This window comes from Brevibacillus halotolerans (assembly GCF_026891775.1).
Taxonomy (GTDB): domain Bacteria; phylum Bacillota; class Bacilli; order Brevibacillales; family Brevibacillaceae; genus Brevibacillus_B; species Brevibacillus_B halotolerans.
In genome coordinates this window covers 146,464-162,901 of record NZ_JAPTNK010000003.1, presented here as the reverse complement: position 1 = coordinate 162,901, position 16,438 = coordinate 146,464, and the positions used below count along the sequence as shown (strand labels likewise).

Genomic DNA, 16,438 nt, shown 5'->3' with positions numbered 1-16,438 from the left:
GCCTAAGGCTTACGATTTTATGTTTTCCTTCAAAAAGAGGTACAAGAAAACAAAATATTTTTCTATATCCTTTGAGTAGTTGAACATACAAGCCATTTTTAATTTTCCTAATAAAGTATTATAAGGAGGTGTAGAGATGATAATACAATTCCAGGCTAAGCTACGAGGCTCTGAGGAAGTCCCACCTGTTCTCACAAATGCTTCTGGGACCGCTACGTTCCAGCTTAGTGCAGATAATAGCAGACTTGATTTCCGTTTATCGTTACATGATTTACGTGACCTGACCCAAGCCCATATTCATATTGGGGTTAGAGGTGTTAATGGGCCGATAGTGGTATTTCTTTTTGGACCGGTACAACGTGGAATTAGTGTATGTGATGCCGTTGTGACTGGATCCATTACTAGTGCAGATTTGGTTGGTCCGCTCCAAGGAAGAACACTTGCGGAATTAATCCAGCTGATGCTAAGAGGAGAAACCTATGTAAATGCCCATACCACTCAACACCCTGGTGGGGAAATACGTGGTCAGGTTCGCAGAGTTGAAAAAGTTTGTATTTGTAAATGCTAGGATAAGTACTCATCCTCATGTACAGGATGAAATTCAGAATATATTCTTTACAGCACTTTTTAAATGGCTATTTGTATAGAAAAATGTAGCAAAAATGGCGTGAAGGTGTTACTAGCCTGCATGGAAAAGTCGTTTCCTATTTTATTAAAGAAGCGACTTTTTCATAGACCAGTTTCTTTAGTTAACAGGGGAGCCAAACCACAACCTCCGTTCCGCCTGTAGGCGTTCTTCGCATCTCAATTCGTCCATGATGTAAATCAACAATTGATTTGGCGATTGATAAGCCTAATCCGCTACCACCTTTTTCACGAGTCCGAGATTTATCTACTCGATAAAACCGTTGAAATACGTTTGCAAGTTCTGCATCAGGAATTCCTACACCAGTGTCTTTTATATGTATCTCAACCCAGGCGTCAGTGGAAAAGACATGGACTTCAACAAAGCCCTCCTCTGTGTATTTCTTGGCATTATCTAATAAAATATCAAAAAGTTGACGGATTTTACCTGGATTCATGGGTAATGTTAGTGGTGCATTCCATGAAAAGTGAAGCGAAAGGTGTTTAGGAAATAGCGTTGTCCATGTTGTACGGATTTCTTCTAACAAGGGAACCATATCCTGTGTGGCAAATAAGGCTTCCTTAGAGGGATTATCTTGTAATTTAGCAAGCGATAGTAGATCTTCAATCAGCTCAAAAAGACGCGAGCATTCTTGAAGCATGGCAGAAAGCGCCTCATCCCTTACCTCAGGATTATGCTTTCCCCAGCGTTGCAAAAGGCGTGCATAGCCTTCGATGATAGCAAGTGGCGTTTTAAATTCATGAGATGCATCTGCAATAAATTGTTGTTGTTTACTGAAGGCATCCTCAACACGATCCAATAGAGAGTTGAAAGCTAGGACTAAATCTTTGATTTCAGCATCATTTGTGATGACGGGAAGGCGTGAGCGTAAATCCTCAGCTTCTTTTTTACGAATTTGCTCAATTAGTTGGGTTAACGGCTGTAATCCAATTTGGGTCAATTGATAGACACCGATGGCTGAAATGATAAAGGTAGCAACAGCAGACCAGCAGAGAATTTGGATCAGGATGCGAAAAATGGGACGGAGTTGTTCATTATCCTGAATGATGGTTAGCAAAAGGACATCTGGAAAACCAGGTAATTGAACCGTTTGCATTGAGCTAATTACATTTTCTTGATTACGTAAATCTTCTTCCGTCCAGCCAGTACCAATCACAGATGCTAGGGTTTTGTTAGTGGAGGTTTCTAATAGAATTGCTTGATGAACATCAGCATATTTCAACAGTACATCCTTTACAACTTGAAGGTTAGTGGTTTTATGACCCAAAGTAGCTTTTTGCAACTCATTTAAAATGGTAACAACCTTCTTTTGCAATTGCTTTTGTTCATATTGATAAACCAAATTACTAGTAGATATGTAGACAAACAAATTCATAAATAACAAAAACAGAGTCATTGCAGTGGTTAAAATAACGGTTAATCGCCAAGTTAAAGAAGTTGGCAGGCGTCTAGTAACTTGTTTTCGCATTTATTCCACCCGTAAACTGTAGCCAACTCCACGAATGGTATGGATTAATTTTTTGGCTCGTTTTCGTTCAATCTTATTGCGTAGATAGCGGATATACACATCGACTACATTGGTATTGCCCATAAAGTCGAATCCCCAAACTGCCGTCAATAATTGTTCGCGTGTTAAAGCTTGACCTTGATGATTAGCTAAGTACAGCAATAAATCAAATTCTCGTGGGGTTAATAAAATTTCCTTCGTTTCACGGAATACACGCCGGTTCTGTACTTGAATTTCCAGTGAACCGATGTGTAGTATTTCCTGATTCTTGGAAACAACCGGGCGAAGATTAGCACGGATACGAGCAAATAACTCCTCGATAGCAAAGGGCTTAGTTAAATAATCATTAGCACCACTGTCTAGTCCAGCTACAATATCCTGAACCTCATTACGTGCCGTAAGCATGATGATCGGTACCTCACTTCCTGTATCTCGGATACGCCGACACACTTCAATGCCGGAAATTTGGGGAATCATGACATCCAACAGAATGAGGTCGTATTCATTATGTAATGCTTTTTCAAGCCCGGTCGCCCCATCATAGCAAATCTCTACATTATATCCTTCATTCATTAATTCCAATTGTAAATAACGTGCAAGATTTTTTTCATCTTCAACTAAGAGAAAGCTCCCTTTGCTATCTGTCGGACTCATACTGCTGTCATCCCCCCGCTTTGTATGTAAAGCTGTTGCTTCAAAACAGGTATATCTGTTGTAGTGTAACCAATTGATCCCCCTTTTACCAATTCTCACGAAAAACTTAAATTCTCTTTTAGTTCTAGAGATGATTTGTAAGAAATGTATTGCAAGGAAATATTTCATTTCACGGGAGGATGACAGATGAATAAAAAAATAACATCGAAAAGGAATAATCAGCCTACCGGTTGTATAATTGGTCGAAATATTATTGCAACAGCAGAACAATATTTGGGGATACCATACAAATATTGTTCTAGCCGTAAAGAAAAGACAACGATGGATTGCTCTGGTTTTACAATGTGGGCTTATAAAGAAGGAGCAGGGATTAACTTAGGCGCAGGCGGGGCACGCTCCCAATATAAACAAGGAACTCCCATTCCTCGAAGTAAATTGCGAGTCGGTGATCTCGTATTTTTTTCGACAAAGAAAACCATGAAATATCCCAAAAAATCCATTAACCGTATTGGTCACGTAGGAATTTACGCTGGAAACAATCAGGTTCTACATATATATGGAAAGGAAGGTGTTAAGTACAGCAATATGTCTAAGGGCTGGTGGAATAACCACTATGAAAGAGCAGCGCGTTACTTATACAGAGAATAAACAGAAGAAGCTCTCTCGTAAGGTGAAATAATGACCAACGGGAGAGCTTTTTGACACGATGAAAAAGATCAGTAAAGCAAAAATCAGATCGTTACCCATGGAAAAAGAAGCATTCTCAGGAAAGCGGATCTGCTACGTTTTAGAAAATCCCCCAGTTATACGTCCCTGTGATAAAGGAGCGATGCTTGTTTCCAGACCATTGTAAAAATGATGAATGGCTGAGCATATACCATCTTCTTGTTCTGATGATAAGCTCCAATCTTCATGCTTAGACAGATAGCTATAATAGGCGGCTAATTCCTCATAGGGAACAGCAGGCAGAATGTTTTTACTCTTCCAAGTGAGCTTATAGCCTTCTTGTGCTATTTCCTTTTGGAGCTTTTGCATCAAAGGATCATGTTGGACAAGCTTGTCAAAGGAATTATGCTCCTTCGCGAGCTTTTGCAGCTTTCCTTGTATAGAAGGCAGTTCATAGGTAGGCTTCGACAGCTTGAGGTGAGTAAAACTGGCATAAATTATGCATAGTTTTAGACGGGGTGAGACCGTCGAAATACACGACAGTTTCACCAGATTTTTTGGGGGGAGATCCATCAAGATTTTTTAATTTTAAAGGTTTGATCCAACAGCACCCAGTTTTGTTTAAAGGGAATGCCTAGTCTCCAATAGCTAATTCCTCGTAAATGTAACTCTTTTAATAATGAAAACTTAGCCCGCATCGAACGTGCATCCTCAAACCAGACTTCATGCTCACGACCTTGTTCATCGAAATACCGAAAATGCGGTGCTTGTGCTACCGGGTCAAATTGAATGGATTGCTGGTAACGTCGTGCTAGGTTAACCGCCTCTTTAGGACTCACTACTTTCGCAAATTTACCTCCGGGACGATAGGGGAGTGTCCAGTCATAGCCATATAAATTTTGTCCCATCATAATTTTTTTAGCGGGAATCTCCGTTAATGCATATTCAAGTACACGCCGCACTGGCCCGATTGGCGAGACAGCCATTGGAGGCCCTCCGCTATATCCCCATTCATAGGTCATAATAATGACAAAATCAACGATCTCTCCATGGGCACGGTAGTCATGAGCCTCGTACCATTGACCTTGTTGGGTAGCGCTGGTTTTCGGGGCAAGAGCAGTTGAGATCATTAATCCATTTGCATGCAGACGATCCCTTGCTTTTCGTAAAAATTGATTATAGGCTTCGCGATCTTTGGGATATAGGTGCTCAATATCAAAATGAATGTCACTAAATCCATATCTTTTGGCTCTTTGTATGATTTCATCAAGCATGCGATTTTGCTTTTGCTCATCGTTTAGAATTTCCTGACCTAATTCCGCACTGAATTGATTATTTTCTATGTTTGTAATCACCATCATCAAGGTTGCTCCATTTGATGAAGCGATCCTAGGCAGATCGCCCAGCTCCAGTGAGGTAAGACTCCCATCTCGCTTGATTTGATAGCTGAATGGGGCAAGGTAGGTTAGATAGGGTACTGATTCTTGAGCAATTTGTTCAGTCATGGCGATGTTTCTGCGTGGCTCTATGTAGGCATTCACTTCAATCGTGGGCTTAGGTGCTTGGGGAATGGTTAAAACCATGCCAGGATAAATGGGCCTTGAAACAGAAAGATTGTTTGCTGCTGCTAATTGTTGAACAGAGACATTGAATCTCAATGCAATCTCATAAAGTGAATCCCCTGGCTGGACCGTGTACTGCTTAGGAGTAACGATTACTAGCGATTGACCTACTACCAGGGTTTGTTGGGGCGTAAGATCATTATCGTTGGCGATTTGTTCTACAGAGGTTTTATAACGATTGGCGATTTTATATAAACTGTCACCGGGTCGGACAACATAAATGATCATGAGGCCACCTCCTTGTTGTTTATCTCTTTTACTCATATTCAAGAGGAAGCCAATTTAGGTGCTATTTTTCTTGATGTATCTGGAGGGAATTATGTGATGCATGTTTTTTAACACGGGCATAATAAGGAGGCGAATGAGAAAGGAATGAAATGTATGCAGGAATTGGACTACAGGCGAAAAGTGACAGTTATGCTTGCTATTATGGCGGCGTTATTGTTTGCTTCCATTAATCAAACAATTGTGGGGACAGCGCTCCCTAAAATTATTGCTAAATTGGGTGGCATGGATTATTACAGTTGGGTGTTTACGATCTATATGCTCACCTCAAGCATCGCAACCATATTAGTAGGAAAGCTCTCTGACATGTATGGCCGCAAGCCTTTCATTTTGATCGGATTAGGAGTATTTGTTGTAGGTGCCTTTTTGTGTGGAACATCTCGCACTATTTTTGAACTGATTTTGTATCGAGGTATTCAGGGTGCTGGCGCAGGGGTAATCATGTCCACGGCTTTTACCTCCATAGCTGACCTATTTGCTCCAAGGGAGCGAGGGAGATGGCAGGGCTTAATGTCATCGGTGTTTGGATTAGCTAGTGTTTTTGGACCTGTGCTAGGTGGATATATTGTTGATAATGCAGATTGGCACTGGGTGTTTTGGGTGTTCTTACCGTTTGGAATCATTGCAATTGGAATGATTTATTGGCTGTTTCCACGTGCAGTTCATCGAGAGAAGCAAACCGTCGATTACTGGGGTTCGCTACTTATTACGACAACGATGGTACCTTTTCTACTAGCATTTTCATGGGCGGGCACAAAATATGAATGGACGTCCCTGACGATTTTCGGTTTGTTTGCCTTTACTCTGGTTTCATTCCTTTTATTTATTTATGTCGAAAAGCAAGCGAGAAATCCTGTGATTCCATTACATTTATTTCGTAATGATATTTTCACGATCTCAAATGTAATTGGCTTTATTGTTGGAGCAGGGATGTATGCATCAATTATGTACATGCCATTTTTTATTCAGGGGGTACTTGGATATTCGGCTACTCATTCTAGCTATCTAACAATGCCAATGACGCTTAGCTTGGTTGTAGGGAGTGCAGTATGCGGTCAATTGATGACGAAGACAGGTACTTATAAGAAATTTGCCTTGGGTGGCTTAGTGCTCATGCTTGTAGGGATGTATTTACTAGCCCGAATGGATCAAGGAACTACGGGTAGCTCGATTGTGTTCAATCTCATTGTATTTGGATTAGGGCTGGGAGTAGCTATGCCAGTATTTACGATCACTGTCCAAAATGCAGTGAAGAGTAAGGATTTAGGAGTTGCTACAGCTTCATCACAGTTATTTCGTTCCTTAGGCGGGACAATTGGCGTAGCTATTATGGGAACCATTCTTTCCGTACGTATTGGCTCAAAAATGAGTGAGTCGACGGCACAATTAGGTATTAGTCATCTGCCTAACATTCCGCCAGAACTTGTCCAGAAAATCAGCGCATTGCATAACCCACAAATTTTACTGGACCTACAGCGGCTGGATCAAATAGAAAAAAGCCTTCCACCAGTGCTACACGAGCTGTTTAATCATGTAATTGCCAATTTACGAGATGCCTTGCAGTATGCATTAGCAGGAGTTTTTCTTACTTCCACCTGGTTGCTTGTATTTGCTTTACTTCTTACGTTTTTTCTACGAGAAATACCGTTGCGTAGTGAAGGTGATACCCGGCAGGTAGCTACCAAAAAAGCTTCATGGGGGAGTAAAAAGAGATTGAATGAGCAGGAGTAGCAAAAGAAAAGAGCTTTGCATACGGCAAAGCTCTTTTTCTTTCGTTATACTGATGTGGCCAAGTGAATTTCATCCTCTGTTAAATAACATTGTGGATCGGATGCCCAGAAATCTCCATAGAATCCCTGTGCGCGAGGCCGGAAGTTTCCGTTACAGACGGAGAAGTATTGACAGGTCGCACAGCGCCCATGAATCTTGCTTTTCCGATCACGCAACCCAAGAAGAATAGGATGATCGCCCTGCCATATCTCTGCGAAGGACTGTTCCCGCAGATTTCCAAGTGCGATGTTTTGACTAAATTGATCAGGATGCACAATTCCGCGATGATCAATATTGCAGAAAGCGATACCAGAACGATTGCCACCATTGCGTTGCAGCTTTTCCCATATGCGTCCTGCTAGCTCAGGATCGGTTTCCATTACTTTTAGGTAGAGATAGATTGCATCTGCATGGTTGTCAACTGTTAAAATTTCGCGAGGTTGTCCTGATTTTTGGAAATAATGAATTTTTTCAATGATAAAGTCTAAAGCCTCACGTGTTTGCTGATGAGTAATATCATCCTCGACTCCTCCACGGCCTGCATAGACGAGATGATAGAAACAGACACGCGGAATATTCTCTCTTTCAATCAGGTCAAAAATATCTGGCAACGCTTCAATGTTGTGTTTGTTCATTGTAAAACGAAGGCCAACCTTTTGACCCACTGCCATACAGTTTCGAATTCCACGAATGGCTAAATCAAAGGCACCTTCTTTTTGACGGAAAAAATCATGCGTCTTTTGCATCCCATCCAAGCTTATGCCAACATAGCTAATCCCTAAGTCCTTTAAGCGCTTGGCCTTTTTTTCATCAATAAGCGTGCCATTGGTTGAGAATGTAATGCGAATACCCCGAGAAATAGCATGCTCGGCTAGCTCAAAAATATCTGGTCGAATGAGAGGTTCACCGCCCGAAAACAGGATAACGGGTACCTTCATATCCGCTAGCTGATTAATTACATCGTGGGCTTCCTCTGTGCTTAGCTCTCCTTCATATTTCTTATTTTCGGAGCTGGAGTAGCAATGTAAGCAATGAAGATTGCAAGTTTTTGTAATATTCCAAGCAACAACGGGTCCATGCCCATGATGGGTTCCTGTTTTTTGATTTCGAGAAGCCTCTGAATATCGCAATTTATCTCCGAAGGTCGTAGTTGTTTCTAGTAAACTGGAAAGTCCAATCATTATATCCTCCCCTAAGCCTTTGTACAAACTTTCACGGCCTAATTCTAGCAAATAGCTGGAAAAGATTTTGTGAGGAATATCACTTCTTGGAATAGCCAACTTGGTTACAATCAAAAAGAGCAAGGAGGGATTGGTATGCTGGAATACGAGAGCGATTTCGCTATGAAAAAGAAACATGAACACATTTTGCTTTCCTATTTATACAATGACCACAGCGAGCTGGATGGAAAACTAAAGCACATTCTGTCTCTGATTCGTTATGGCACAAAATGGAACGAAGCATTGCATGAAGATTTACATCGTTTCCTTCAATTCCTTCAAACAGATTTCCGTCGGCACATTATGGTGGAGGACGATATTTTATTTTTTACGTTGACGAGTCGACTGGCAACATTAGAGGAGCCATTACTGCTCATTAAATCAGAACATGACCGATTATTAGAGATCTCAGATCGAATTGGGACCGAATTGAATCAGTGTGTGCAGCTGGAACAAAAAACCTCGACGATGGTTTGTTTACTGAAGCAATTTGATGAGCTATTTGAAGAGCATACGATCAAGGAGGATCGGGTATTGTACCCGATGGCCAATAAACTGCTGACATTAGCTGAAAAGGATAGTCTGTATCAGACAATCTCCAAACATTATAAATAGATACCATCATGCCAATGGAGTGAACTAGATGAATTACGACCAGAATCCTTTTATCGTGATTTGGGAAGTGACGCGTGCGTGTGCATTGCGTTGTTTGCATTGTCGAGCCGTAGCGCAGCCCAATCGTCATCCCGACGAGCTGAGTACAGATGAAGGGAAGGAATTGTTAGATCAGATCAAAGAAATGGGTAATCCTCTTCTTGTTTTTACTGGCGGCGATCCATTAATGCGGGAAGATTTATATGAATTAATCGATTATGCAGTAAAAATTGGATTACGTGTCTCTATGTCACCTAGCGCTACGCCGCGTGTAACAGAAAAAGCGATCGTAAAAGCAAAAGAGGCTGGGCTATCACGCTGGGCTTTTAGCCTAGATGGTCCTACCGCAGAGGTGCATGATTATTTCCGCGGAACACCAGGCTCGTATGATATTACCGTAAAATCGTTGGCTATATTGAAAAAACATGGGTTACCTGTTCAATTAAATACAACGATTTCTGTTTATAATGCGCATTTACTAGAAGAAATGTCCCAGATGGTGGAAGAATGGGGCGCAGTTCTATGGAGTGTTTTCTTTTTAATTCCTACAGGAAGAGGGCAGGCAAGTGATGCGGTATCCCCAATGGAGCAGGAGCGCATTTATCGCTGGCTGATCGAGAAGAGTCAGACTGCTAGCTACAGCATCAAAACAACAGCGGCCCCTGCCTATCGGAGAGCACTATACTTTGCAACACAAAAGGGCCTGAATACCCAACCTGAGAAAGTGAAAAGAATGGATCATTTAGGACGTTCAGCTGGAGGCGTTACGGACGGCAAAGGCTTTGTGTTTATTTCTCATGTAGGGGATGTTCAGCCAAGCGGATTTTTACCAATTAATTGCGGAAATGTACGCCAAACACCTTTGGCTGATTTATATCGTAATCACGCAGTCTTTCAATCGTTACGCTACCCGGATGGCTATTCGGGTAAATGTGGCGTCTGTAACTTCAATCAGGTATGTGGCGGATCACGCGCCCGTGCTTATGCCATGACAAAGGATTATTTGGCAAGCGATCCTTCATGCATGTATATCCCGCCAAAATGGGAAGAAGGCTATGGACAAGATCATTGGGCCACTTTTAATACAACAAAATGACCATAAATAGAACATTGGAAAAGAAGCAAGAAATGTTAGGTTGACATGGCTTGCTTTTTTTGTATGTCATTTTTAATTTTATATATATTAATATATTTTTGTACAAAATGTGAAAAAGCAAAACCATGTGATTAAAATCACAAAGCACTATATAAGAGTTGGGTATGATTTGTGATGTAAAAAAGGTTGTATATATAAAAAAGTTCAATTTCGTTTAAAAAAATAGGTTGAGCGTTTGAACTTATTAGAGGAGGTAACCTATGTCAACAAAAGGAGTAATGAAATGGGAGCCTGAGAATCCAGAATTTTGGGAATCTACAGGCAAAAAAGTGGCCAACCGTAACCTTTGGATATCTATTCCAGCTCTTTTACTTGCTTTTAGTATTTGGTCCATTTGGTCGGTTGTTGCTGTGAATCTGAATAAAGTCGGGTTTCAATTTACAGCAGATGAACTATTTAGCTTAGCTGCTCTTCCAGGTCTCTCAGGTGCTACACTGCGTATTTTATATGCCTTTGTTGTTCCGATCTTTGGGGGGCGTAATTGGACCGTATTCAGTACAGCGACTTTGTTAATTCCAGCCATTTGGATTGGATTTGCTGTACAAGATCCGTCTACCTCCTATGAGACAATGGCATTGCTCGCCATTTTGTGCGGCTTTGGTGGTGGTAATTTCGCTTCTTCCATGGCAAATATTAGTTTCTTTTTTCCACAAGCGAAGAAGGGCTCTGCCTTGGGGTTAAACGCGGGACTTGGGAATCTTGGTGTAAGCGTAGCACAATTTCTAGTACCAATCGTAGTTGGAATTAGCGTATTTGGAAATATCGCTGGTGGACCACAAACGAGCGATACAACGCAACTATGGCTGCAAAATGCTGGATTTATTTGGGTAATCCCGATTTTACTGACTACAATTGCAGCTATGTTTGGAATGAATAATCTTCCGATGAAGCAATCGATTACAGATCAATTGGTTATTTTTAAACGCAAGCATATGTGGATTTGTTCGTTTCTCTACACGATGAGCTTCGGGTCCTTTATCGGCTTTGCAACAGCATTTCCATTGCTAACACAGCACCAATTTCCTGATGTGAATCCGTTGCAATATGCCTTTATTGGTCCTTTATTAGGAGCATTAGTTCGGCCGATTGGTGGTATGCTGGCAGATAAGCTTGGTGGGGCAAGGGTAACTCTCTACAATGTGATTCTGCTGATCGCTGCTACGGCTGGTGTTATCTACTTCATGAATGCTAAGGAATTCTGGGCATTTTTCGCCTGTTTCATCGTGATTTTCTTTACGACGGGGATATGCAATGGCTCCGTTACACGTATGATGCCTACGATCTTTCCTCCAAAGGAAGCGGCGCCAGTCATCGGCTTTACATCGGCTATTGCGGCTTACGGGCAATTCTTTATTCCAAAATCATTTAGTATGTCGATTAAGGCTACGGGTGCTCCAGATATCGCTTTATATGGGTTCTTGGTGTTTTATGCAGTAGCTTTGATCTTGCTGTGGTACTTCTATGCACGTAAAAATGCCGAGGTAAAGTGCTAGAGTATAACCCGGCTTGATTCAAACAAAAGAGTCTTGGTTGCCAGTGACCAAGACTCTCTTTTAAATCTGACATATTTCATTGGGACAATCATCACAGCAGATGGCATCTTTTAAAAAGGTAAGGTCCTTAATTAAAATATTTCCTTGGGAATTTTGCTCGATGACATCTTGTTTCTTTAAATCGGACAGCATGCGGTTTACGCTTTCTCTGGTTAGCCCAATAAATTGAGCCAAATCTCGATTAGTAAGAGCAAGCGTAATGTAAATCCCTTTTTCATGTGGCTCTCCGTAGCTGTTACTCAGCCGGATAAGCGTGGAGTATAGTGCTCCGATTTTGCCATTTAACAACAAATCACGGAATTTGGATTGGATACGGCGATTCATGATACCCATCCACCGCAAAAACTCAGCACAGAACATCCCATTTTTCAAGAGAAGGCGTTCTAAGGATTGGCGGGGGATAATGTTGACTTCACCCGCTTGCAACATGCTGGCGGTAGTGTTGTAGCTTAAGCTCTCTTCGAACAATCCGGGTACCCCTACTAGTTCGCCATCGCTGAAGACTTGCAGAGTTAATTCTTTTCCGTCCGTCGTCGTCTTTGTCAGTTTCAATTGTCCGGATTCAATCAGGTATAAATGATCAGCCTTGTCTCCATCCATAAAAAGCACGGAGCCAGCAGCAAATTTTTTAGAAATAGAAATCTCTTTTAGATGCTGGGTAAAGTCAGGGGAGACTTGTTGAATGAATGTAAATCCTTGATTGCCCACAACGAGACCTCCATGCAAATTGACGTTTTCTTGCGTTTTATTATAGCGATGAATAACTAGAAATGAAAGGCACTATTTCACAATGTTAAAAATTTGTGCAGGAATAAGTGATGCTCATCACAATGAGCAAGAATTGAATTAAGTACAATGACAATCGATCATCACCTAAAAAAGAAAAAATAGGGCAAAACAAACGAAAAATTACAGGGGGGTAGTAGATCATGGATCGTGCTTTTGCATCCAAATTTGCCAAGAGAGCCTTTTGCATAATCTTGGTGCTGTTTTTCTTATCATATGTAGGCTCAAGATCATTTACACATATGGATTTAGCCTTATACGGGTATATGGTTGGCACAATCGTGTTTATTGGCGGATTTTTATATCGATTTGGCGCGTGGGCAGAACGTCCACCTACTAAGCTTATCATTAAAAAGGGGATAAAATTACTTTTTCGTAAAAATAGCCCTAAAACAGCTACCGAACAACTGGTAACGTATCGCTTCATCTGGAATCGCCATTGGTATCGTTGGACGCAGCATATCCTGATAGGATGGGGCTGTATGCTTGCCGCTTTCGTAACCTTCCCGCTTGTTTTTGGCTGGATGTATTTTACGATGCCGATAAACGGAATGTACACGGTTGTATTTATGGGAATTGATTTAATGACGATTCAGGCAGATGGAATCTTAGCTTATTGTTTTTATAATGCTTTAAACATTAGCGCCTTTATGGTGATTGCTGGTGTTTCAATGGCCTTGTATCGACGGTATAAGGATATGCAAGCACGTGCAGAACAAAGCTTTGTTTATGATTTTTTACCGCTATATTTATTAATGGCTATCAGTATCACAGGTCTATTCTTAACCGCATCTAATGTCTTTTTGGCAGGCTTTGGTCATCCTGTATTAAAAATGATTCATCAGTTCTTTGTTATTATTACATTAATTTATCTGCCGTTTGGTAAGCTTGCGCATGTGCCATTCCGTCCAATGAGTGTGTTTGCACGCAATTATCGACTTCATTACAGTGAACAATCGATGAAAACCTGTAAGCTATGCGGTGCAGAATTCGTCTCCGTAGAGCAATCGAACGATGTTATCGAGGTGCTACAAAAAAATCAAATGGCATTTGAAATGCAGGAGGGCTTTCACTTAGCAGAGCTTTGCCTTCCATGTCGCCGCAAATATCGGATGTTCCGTTTTACAGGTAAACCAACACATCAAACTTTGAAGGAGGAGGGCAACCAGCATGCCAACGGATAAATTTCAAAAACAGATTCCCAACAAAATTCATCCAGGTGAAAGGCTTGTTGATACTCACTGTAGCTACTGCGGTATGCAATGTGGCATGAAATTGCGAGTGGACATTGCCTCTAACAAGATCATCGGGGTAGAACCTCGCTATGATTTTCCCGTTAATCTAGGCAAGCTGTGTCCTAAAGGAACAACAGCTTATCAGCAGGTGAATCATCCTGATCGGATCAAACGTCCGTTAATTCGTGATAATGCAGCGTTAAAAGGAACATCAGAAGGCTTTCGAGAAGCTAGCTGGGACGAAGCTTTAGACCTTATTGTCCGAAAGTATCAGGAACTGCAAGAGAAGTATGGAAAGGATACCCTGTCTGTTTATTCTGGGGTTTCGATGACCAATGAAAAATGTTATTTAACCGGGAAATTTGCTCGGATTGCTTTACAAACACGCTATATTGACTACAATGGTCGCTTTTGCATGTCATCAGCGGCAGCAGGCTTAAATCGTAGCCTGGGAATTGATCGAGGCTCCACGGTTCCATGGACAGATATTCATCAGACGGATTGTTTGTTTATCACGGGATCAAATGCTGCGGAGTGCCATCCCACGAGCATGTTTCGTATTTGGGAGGTTCAGAATCGAGGGGGGTACCTAATTGTCGTCGATCCACGTGAAACACCGTTAGCACGACGAGCCGATATTCATTTAGATATTCGTCCGGGGACCGATTTAGCCTTAGCAAATGGAATTGTTCATCTGTTGATTGAAAAAGGGTATGTCGATGAAGAATTTGTGAAAAACCACACAAATGGTTTTGAGGAAACAAAGGAATTGGTAAAGGACTTTACACCAGAATATGTGAGTGAGATTACAGGATGTGACATCCAGAAAATCATTCGTGCTGCCGAGATATATGGGAAGGCTCCAAATGCGATCGTTATGTTCTGTCGGGGTGTGGAACAGCAATCGAAAGGAACAGATAATGTATCAGCTTATACAAATATGGCGTTAGTAACAGGAAAAATTGGACGTCCCAAATCAGGGGTAGCAACATTAACAGGCCAAGGTAACGGACAAGGTGGACGTGAACACGGACAGAAAGCGGACCAATTACCGGGCTATCGTAAAATGGATAATCCCGAGGATGTAAAGCTAGTAGCAGAGCGCTGGGGGGTACCTGTTTGTGAGATGCCGAAAAAAGGGGTATCTGCCTACGAAATGTTCCAACTGATGCTAGATAAAACCATCCGTTCTCTCTATTTGTTATGTTCGAATCCCGCGGTAAGTGCGCCTAACCAGAATCATGTACGGTCAGCACTTAAGCAACTTGATTTTATGGTTTGTGTGGATTTTTATTTATCGGAATCGGCTGAATATGCAGATGTGATTTTACCAACTACAACATGGGCAGAGGATGAAGGCACGACCACAAATCTTGAAGGACGTGTAATTCGTCACAACCAAGCTCAAAACTGGTATGCGGAATCTAAGCCTGATTGGTGGATTCAAATTGAAATTGCCAAACGAATGGGACGGGGAGAATATTTTGGACATTTACAATCTCCACGCGATATATTTACTGAGCTAACGGAGCTGTCTCGGGGCGCTGTTGCAGATTATTCGGGCATTACGTATGAAAAAATTGAACAAAATAATGGCGTTTTTTGGCCCTGTACATCAGATGAGGATCAAGGACAGCCGCATTTGTTTTTAGATAAACAATTTTATCATCCTGATGGCAAGGCGAAGATTTGTGCTCTGCCTTATCGCCCGCCAGCAGAAGAGCCATGCGAGGAATATCCGTTGCGCTTAACGACGGGGCGTGTAGTCTTTCATTATCTTTCTGGTAATCAGACACGCCGGATTCCTTTTTTGAAAGAAATGTATCCCGATCCATTGCTAGAGGTTCATCCTGAAACAGCAGAGGCATATGGCATCAAGCATGATGAGGTTGTTGTATTAAAAACCCGCCGCGGTCAAGCGAAGTACAAGGTGAAAATTATTGAAGCGATTCGACCTGATACTGTTTTTGTACCCTACCATTGGGGAAAGGACGAATGCATTAACCTGCTGACAAATCCAGCGCTTGATCCTTATAGTCGGATGCCAGAATTTAAGGCATGTGCAGCGGAGATCGTCAAGCTAGACAAGGGAGGGAAATAACATGGCTAAGCACACTTTATATATTGAAATGGAAAATTGCATCGGGTGCCGGAGCTGTCTAGCAGCCTGTACGCAGTGTGGTGGCCATGATATGCGCAATCGCAACTATGTGTTGGAGACCGACCCGTTTGTCAGTCGTCAGACGATTCCACTAATGTGCCTGCACTGTGTTAATCCGGCTTGTGCTAGAAGTTGTCCTGCTCAAGCGATTCAGATAGCCGATAATGGAGCGGTTTTATCAGCTTTAGTAGAAAAATGCATAGGCTGTCAAAACTGTACGATTGCTTGTCCGTATGGTATCCCAAAATTTGATGAAGAACAGAACCTGATGTACAAATGCGATCTTTGCTACGATCGATCAAAGGACGGGATTCCTCCAATGTGTGCTTCTGTTTGCCCTACCAATACATTGCAATGGCTAACAGAAGAAGAGCTAGCCCAGAAGGATTCTCAGGTAAAGCTGGCCAATGGTAAATGGACCGCCAGCATGCTTGGCGCCTTAGAAGGGGAAACGAATGTCAAGATCAGTCTGCCTGGCATCTTACAAGGAAAACAGAAGCTATTCTAAGGGAGGGTGTCATAC

The 16,438-nt window shown here is 41.8% G+C and carries 15 protein-coding genes; 9 read left to right on the top strand and 6 right to left on the bottom strand.

Annotation, left to right across the window (positions count from 1 at the left end; genetic code table 11):
- The first annotated feature begins 136 nt into the window (after positions 1 to 136).
- Positions 137 to 568, top strand: a complete 432-nt coding sequence (locus O0550_RS05685) for a CHRD domain-containing protein (RefSeq protein ID WP_258425792.1) — start codon at positions 137 to 139, stop codon at positions 566 to 568.
- A gap of 181 nt (positions 569 to 749) precedes the next feature.
- Here the strand turns inward: O0550_RS05685 and O0550_RS05680 are convergent, their stop codons facing one another.
- A complete protein-coding gene (locus O0550_RS05680) occupies positions 750 to 2,114 on the bottom strand; it encodes a sensor histidine kinase (RefSeq protein ID WP_181747765.1) in 1,365 nt (454 codons plus the stop codon).
- Positions 2,115 to 2,807 (bottom strand): response regulator transcription factor, encoded by a 693-nt coding sequence (locus O0550_RS05675; RefSeq protein ID WP_003340356.1) that lies wholly within the window; start codon positions 2,805 to 2,807, stop codon positions 2,115 to 2,117.
- A gap of 186 nt (positions 2,808 to 2,993) precedes the next feature.
- Between O0550_RS05675 and O0550_RS05670 the strand changes: the two genes are divergently transcribed.
- On the top strand, positions 2,994 to 3,455 hold the full coding sequence (locus O0550_RS05670; RefSeq protein ID WP_003340354.1) for a C40 family peptidase: 462 nt from the start codon (positions 2,994 to 2,996) through the stop codon (positions 3,453 to 3,455).
- 132 nt (positions 3,456 to 3,587) lie between these two features.
- On the opposite strand, the gene O0550_RS05665 is transcribed toward O0550_RS05670, so the two are convergent.
- Both O0550_RS05665 and O0550_RS05660 read right to left on the bottom strand, forming a co-directional pair.
- Complete coding sequence (locus O0550_RS05665; RefSeq protein ID WP_003340350.1) at positions 3,588 to 3,842, bottom strand: hypothetical protein; 255 nt, start codon at positions 3,840 to 3,842, stop codon at positions 3,588 to 3,590.
- Positions 3,843 to 4,045: 203 nt separating this feature from the next.
- The gene (locus O0550_RS05660; protein WP_003340348.1) at positions 4,046 to 5,323 is read right to left on the bottom strand and encodes a glycoside hydrolase family 18 protein; all 1,278 of its coding nucleotides are present in this window, start codon (positions 5,321 to 5,323) and stop codon (positions 4,046 to 4,048) included.
- A gap of 153 nt (positions 5,324 to 5,476) precedes the next feature.
- On the opposite strand from O0550_RS05660, the gene O0550_RS05655 reads away from it, so the two are divergent.
- Entirely contained in the window at positions 5,477 to 7,111 is a 1,635-nt protein-coding gene (locus O0550_RS05655) for an MDR family MFS transporter (protein WP_258425933.1), read from the top strand.
- 44 nt (positions 7,112 to 7,155) lie between these two features.
- On the opposite strand, the gene O0550_RS05650 is transcribed toward O0550_RS05655, so the two are convergent.
- Positions 7,156 to 8,331, bottom strand: coding sequence for a radical SAM protein (locus tag O0550_RS05650; RefSeq protein WP_096887208.1), 1,176 nt, complete (start codon positions 8,329 to 8,331; stop codon positions 7,156 to 7,158).
- A gap of 135 nt (positions 8,332 to 8,466) precedes the next feature.
- Here O0550_RS05650 and O0550_RS05645 point away from each other — a divergent pair, with 135 nt between their 5' ends.
- The 3 genes from O0550_RS05645 (at position 8,467) to O0550_RS05635 (ending at position 11,673) form a co-directional block, all read left to right on the top strand.
- Positions 8,467 to 8,985, top strand: coding sequence for a hemerythrin domain-containing protein (locus tag O0550_RS05645; protein ID WP_003336135.1), 519 nt, complete (start codon positions 8,467 to 8,469; stop codon positions 8,983 to 8,985).
- Positions 8,986 to 9,013: 28 nt separating this feature from the next.
- The gene (locus O0550_RS05640; protein ID WP_258425791.1) at positions 9,014 to 10,120 is read left to right on the top strand and encodes a TIGR04053 family radical SAM/SPASM domain-containing protein; all 1,107 of its coding nucleotides are present in this window, start codon (positions 9,014 to 9,016) and stop codon (positions 10,118 to 10,120) included.
- 260 nt (positions 10,121 to 10,380) lie between these two features.
- Complete coding sequence (locus tag O0550_RS05635; RefSeq protein WP_258425790.1) at positions 10,381 to 11,673, top strand: NarK family nitrate/nitrite MFS transporter; 1,293 nt, start codon at positions 10,381 to 10,383, stop codon at positions 11,671 to 11,673.
- A gap of 60 nt (positions 11,674 to 11,733) precedes the next feature.
- Here O0550_RS05635 and O0550_RS05630 read toward each other — a convergent pair whose 3' ends face one another.
- Complete coding sequence (locus O0550_RS05630) at positions 11,734 to 12,441, bottom strand: Crp/Fnr family transcriptional regulator (RefSeq protein ID WP_258425789.1); 708 nt, start codon at positions 12,439 to 12,441, stop codon at positions 11,734 to 11,736.
- 221 nt (positions 12,442 to 12,662) lie between these two features.
- On the opposite strand from O0550_RS05630, the gene O0550_RS05625 reads away from it, so the two are divergent.
- The 3 genes from O0550_RS05625 to O0550_RS05615 are packed head-to-tail and all read left to right on the top strand — an operon-like array spanning position 12,663 to position 16,423.
- Complete coding sequence (locus O0550_RS05625; RefSeq protein WP_003340339.1) at positions 12,663 to 13,703, top strand: hypothetical protein; 1,041 nt, start codon at positions 12,663 to 12,665, stop codon at positions 13,701 to 13,703.
- Positions 13,690 to 15,855, top strand: a complete 2,166-nt coding sequence (locus tag O0550_RS05620) for a molybdopterin oxidoreductase family protein (protein WP_068792420.1) — start codon at positions 13,690 to 13,692, stop codon at positions 15,853 to 15,855. The genes O0550_RS05625 and O0550_RS05620 overlap by 14 nt, the downstream gene beginning before the upstream one ends.
- A gap of 1 nt (position 15,856) precedes the next feature.
- On the top strand, positions 15,857 to 16,423 hold the full coding sequence (locus O0550_RS05615) for a 4Fe-4S dicluster domain-containing protein (RefSeq protein ID WP_003336142.1): 567 nt from the start codon (positions 15,857 to 15,859) through the stop codon (positions 16,421 to 16,423).
- Positions 16,424 to 16,438: the final 15 nt, after the last annotated feature.

What these genes read in the sequence shown, in the direction of transcription:
- O0550_RS05685 (WP_258425792.1), top strand. Translation starts at nt 137, where the DNA reads ATGATAATACAATTCCAGGCTAAGCTACGAGGCTCTGAGGAAGTCCCA.
- O0550_RS05680 (WP_181747765.1), bottom strand. Translation starts at nt 2,114, where the DNA reads ATGCGAAAACAAGTTACTAGACGCCTGCCAACTTCTTTAACTTGGCGA.
- O0550_RS05675 (WP_003340356.1), bottom strand. Translation starts at nt 2,807, where the DNA reads ATGAGTCCGACAGATAGCAAAGGGAGCTTTCTCTTAGTTGAAGATGAA.
- O0550_RS05670 (WP_003340354.1), top strand. Translation starts at nt 2,994, where the DNA reads ATGAATAAAAAAATAACATCGAAAAGGAATAATCAGCCTACCGGTTGT.
- O0550_RS05665 (WP_003340350.1), bottom strand. Translation starts at nt 3,842, where the DNA reads ATGCAAAAGCTCCAAAAGGAAATAGCACAAGAAGGCTATAAGCTCACT.
- O0550_RS05660 (WP_003340348.1), bottom strand. Translation starts at nt 5,323, where the DNA reads ATGATCATTTATGTTGTCCGACCCGGTGACAGTTTATATAAAATCGCC.
- O0550_RS05655 (WP_258425933.1), top strand. Translation starts at nt 5,477, where the DNA reads ATGCAGGAATTGGACTACAGGCGAAAAGTGACAGTTATGCTTGCTATT.
- O0550_RS05650 (WP_096887208.1), bottom strand. Translation starts at nt 8,331, where the DNA reads ATGATTGGACTTTCCAGTTTACTAGAAACAACTACGACCTTCGGAGAT.
- O0550_RS05645 (WP_003336135.1), top strand. Translation starts at nt 8,467, where the DNA reads ATGCTGGAATACGAGAGCGATTTCGCTATGAAAAAGAAACATGAACAC.
- O0550_RS05640 (WP_258425791.1), top strand. Translation starts at nt 9,014, where the DNA reads ATGAATTACGACCAGAATCCTTTTATCGTGATTTGGGAAGTGACGCGT.
- O0550_RS05635 (WP_258425790.1), top strand. Translation starts at nt 10,381, where the DNA reads ATGTCAACAAAAGGAGTAATGAAATGGGAGCCTGAGAATCCAGAATTT.
- O0550_RS05625 (WP_003340339.1), top strand. Translation starts at nt 12,663, where the DNA reads ATGGATCGTGCTTTTGCATCCAAATTTGCCAAGAGAGCCTTTTGCATA.
- O0550_RS05620 (WP_068792420.1), top strand. Translation starts at nt 13,690, where the DNA reads ATGCCAACGGATAAATTTCAAAAACAGATTCCCAACAAAATTCATCCA.
- O0550_RS05615 (WP_003336142.1), top strand. Translation starts at nt 15,857, where the DNA reads ATGGCTAAGCACACTTTATATATTGAAATGGAAAATTGCATCGGGTGC.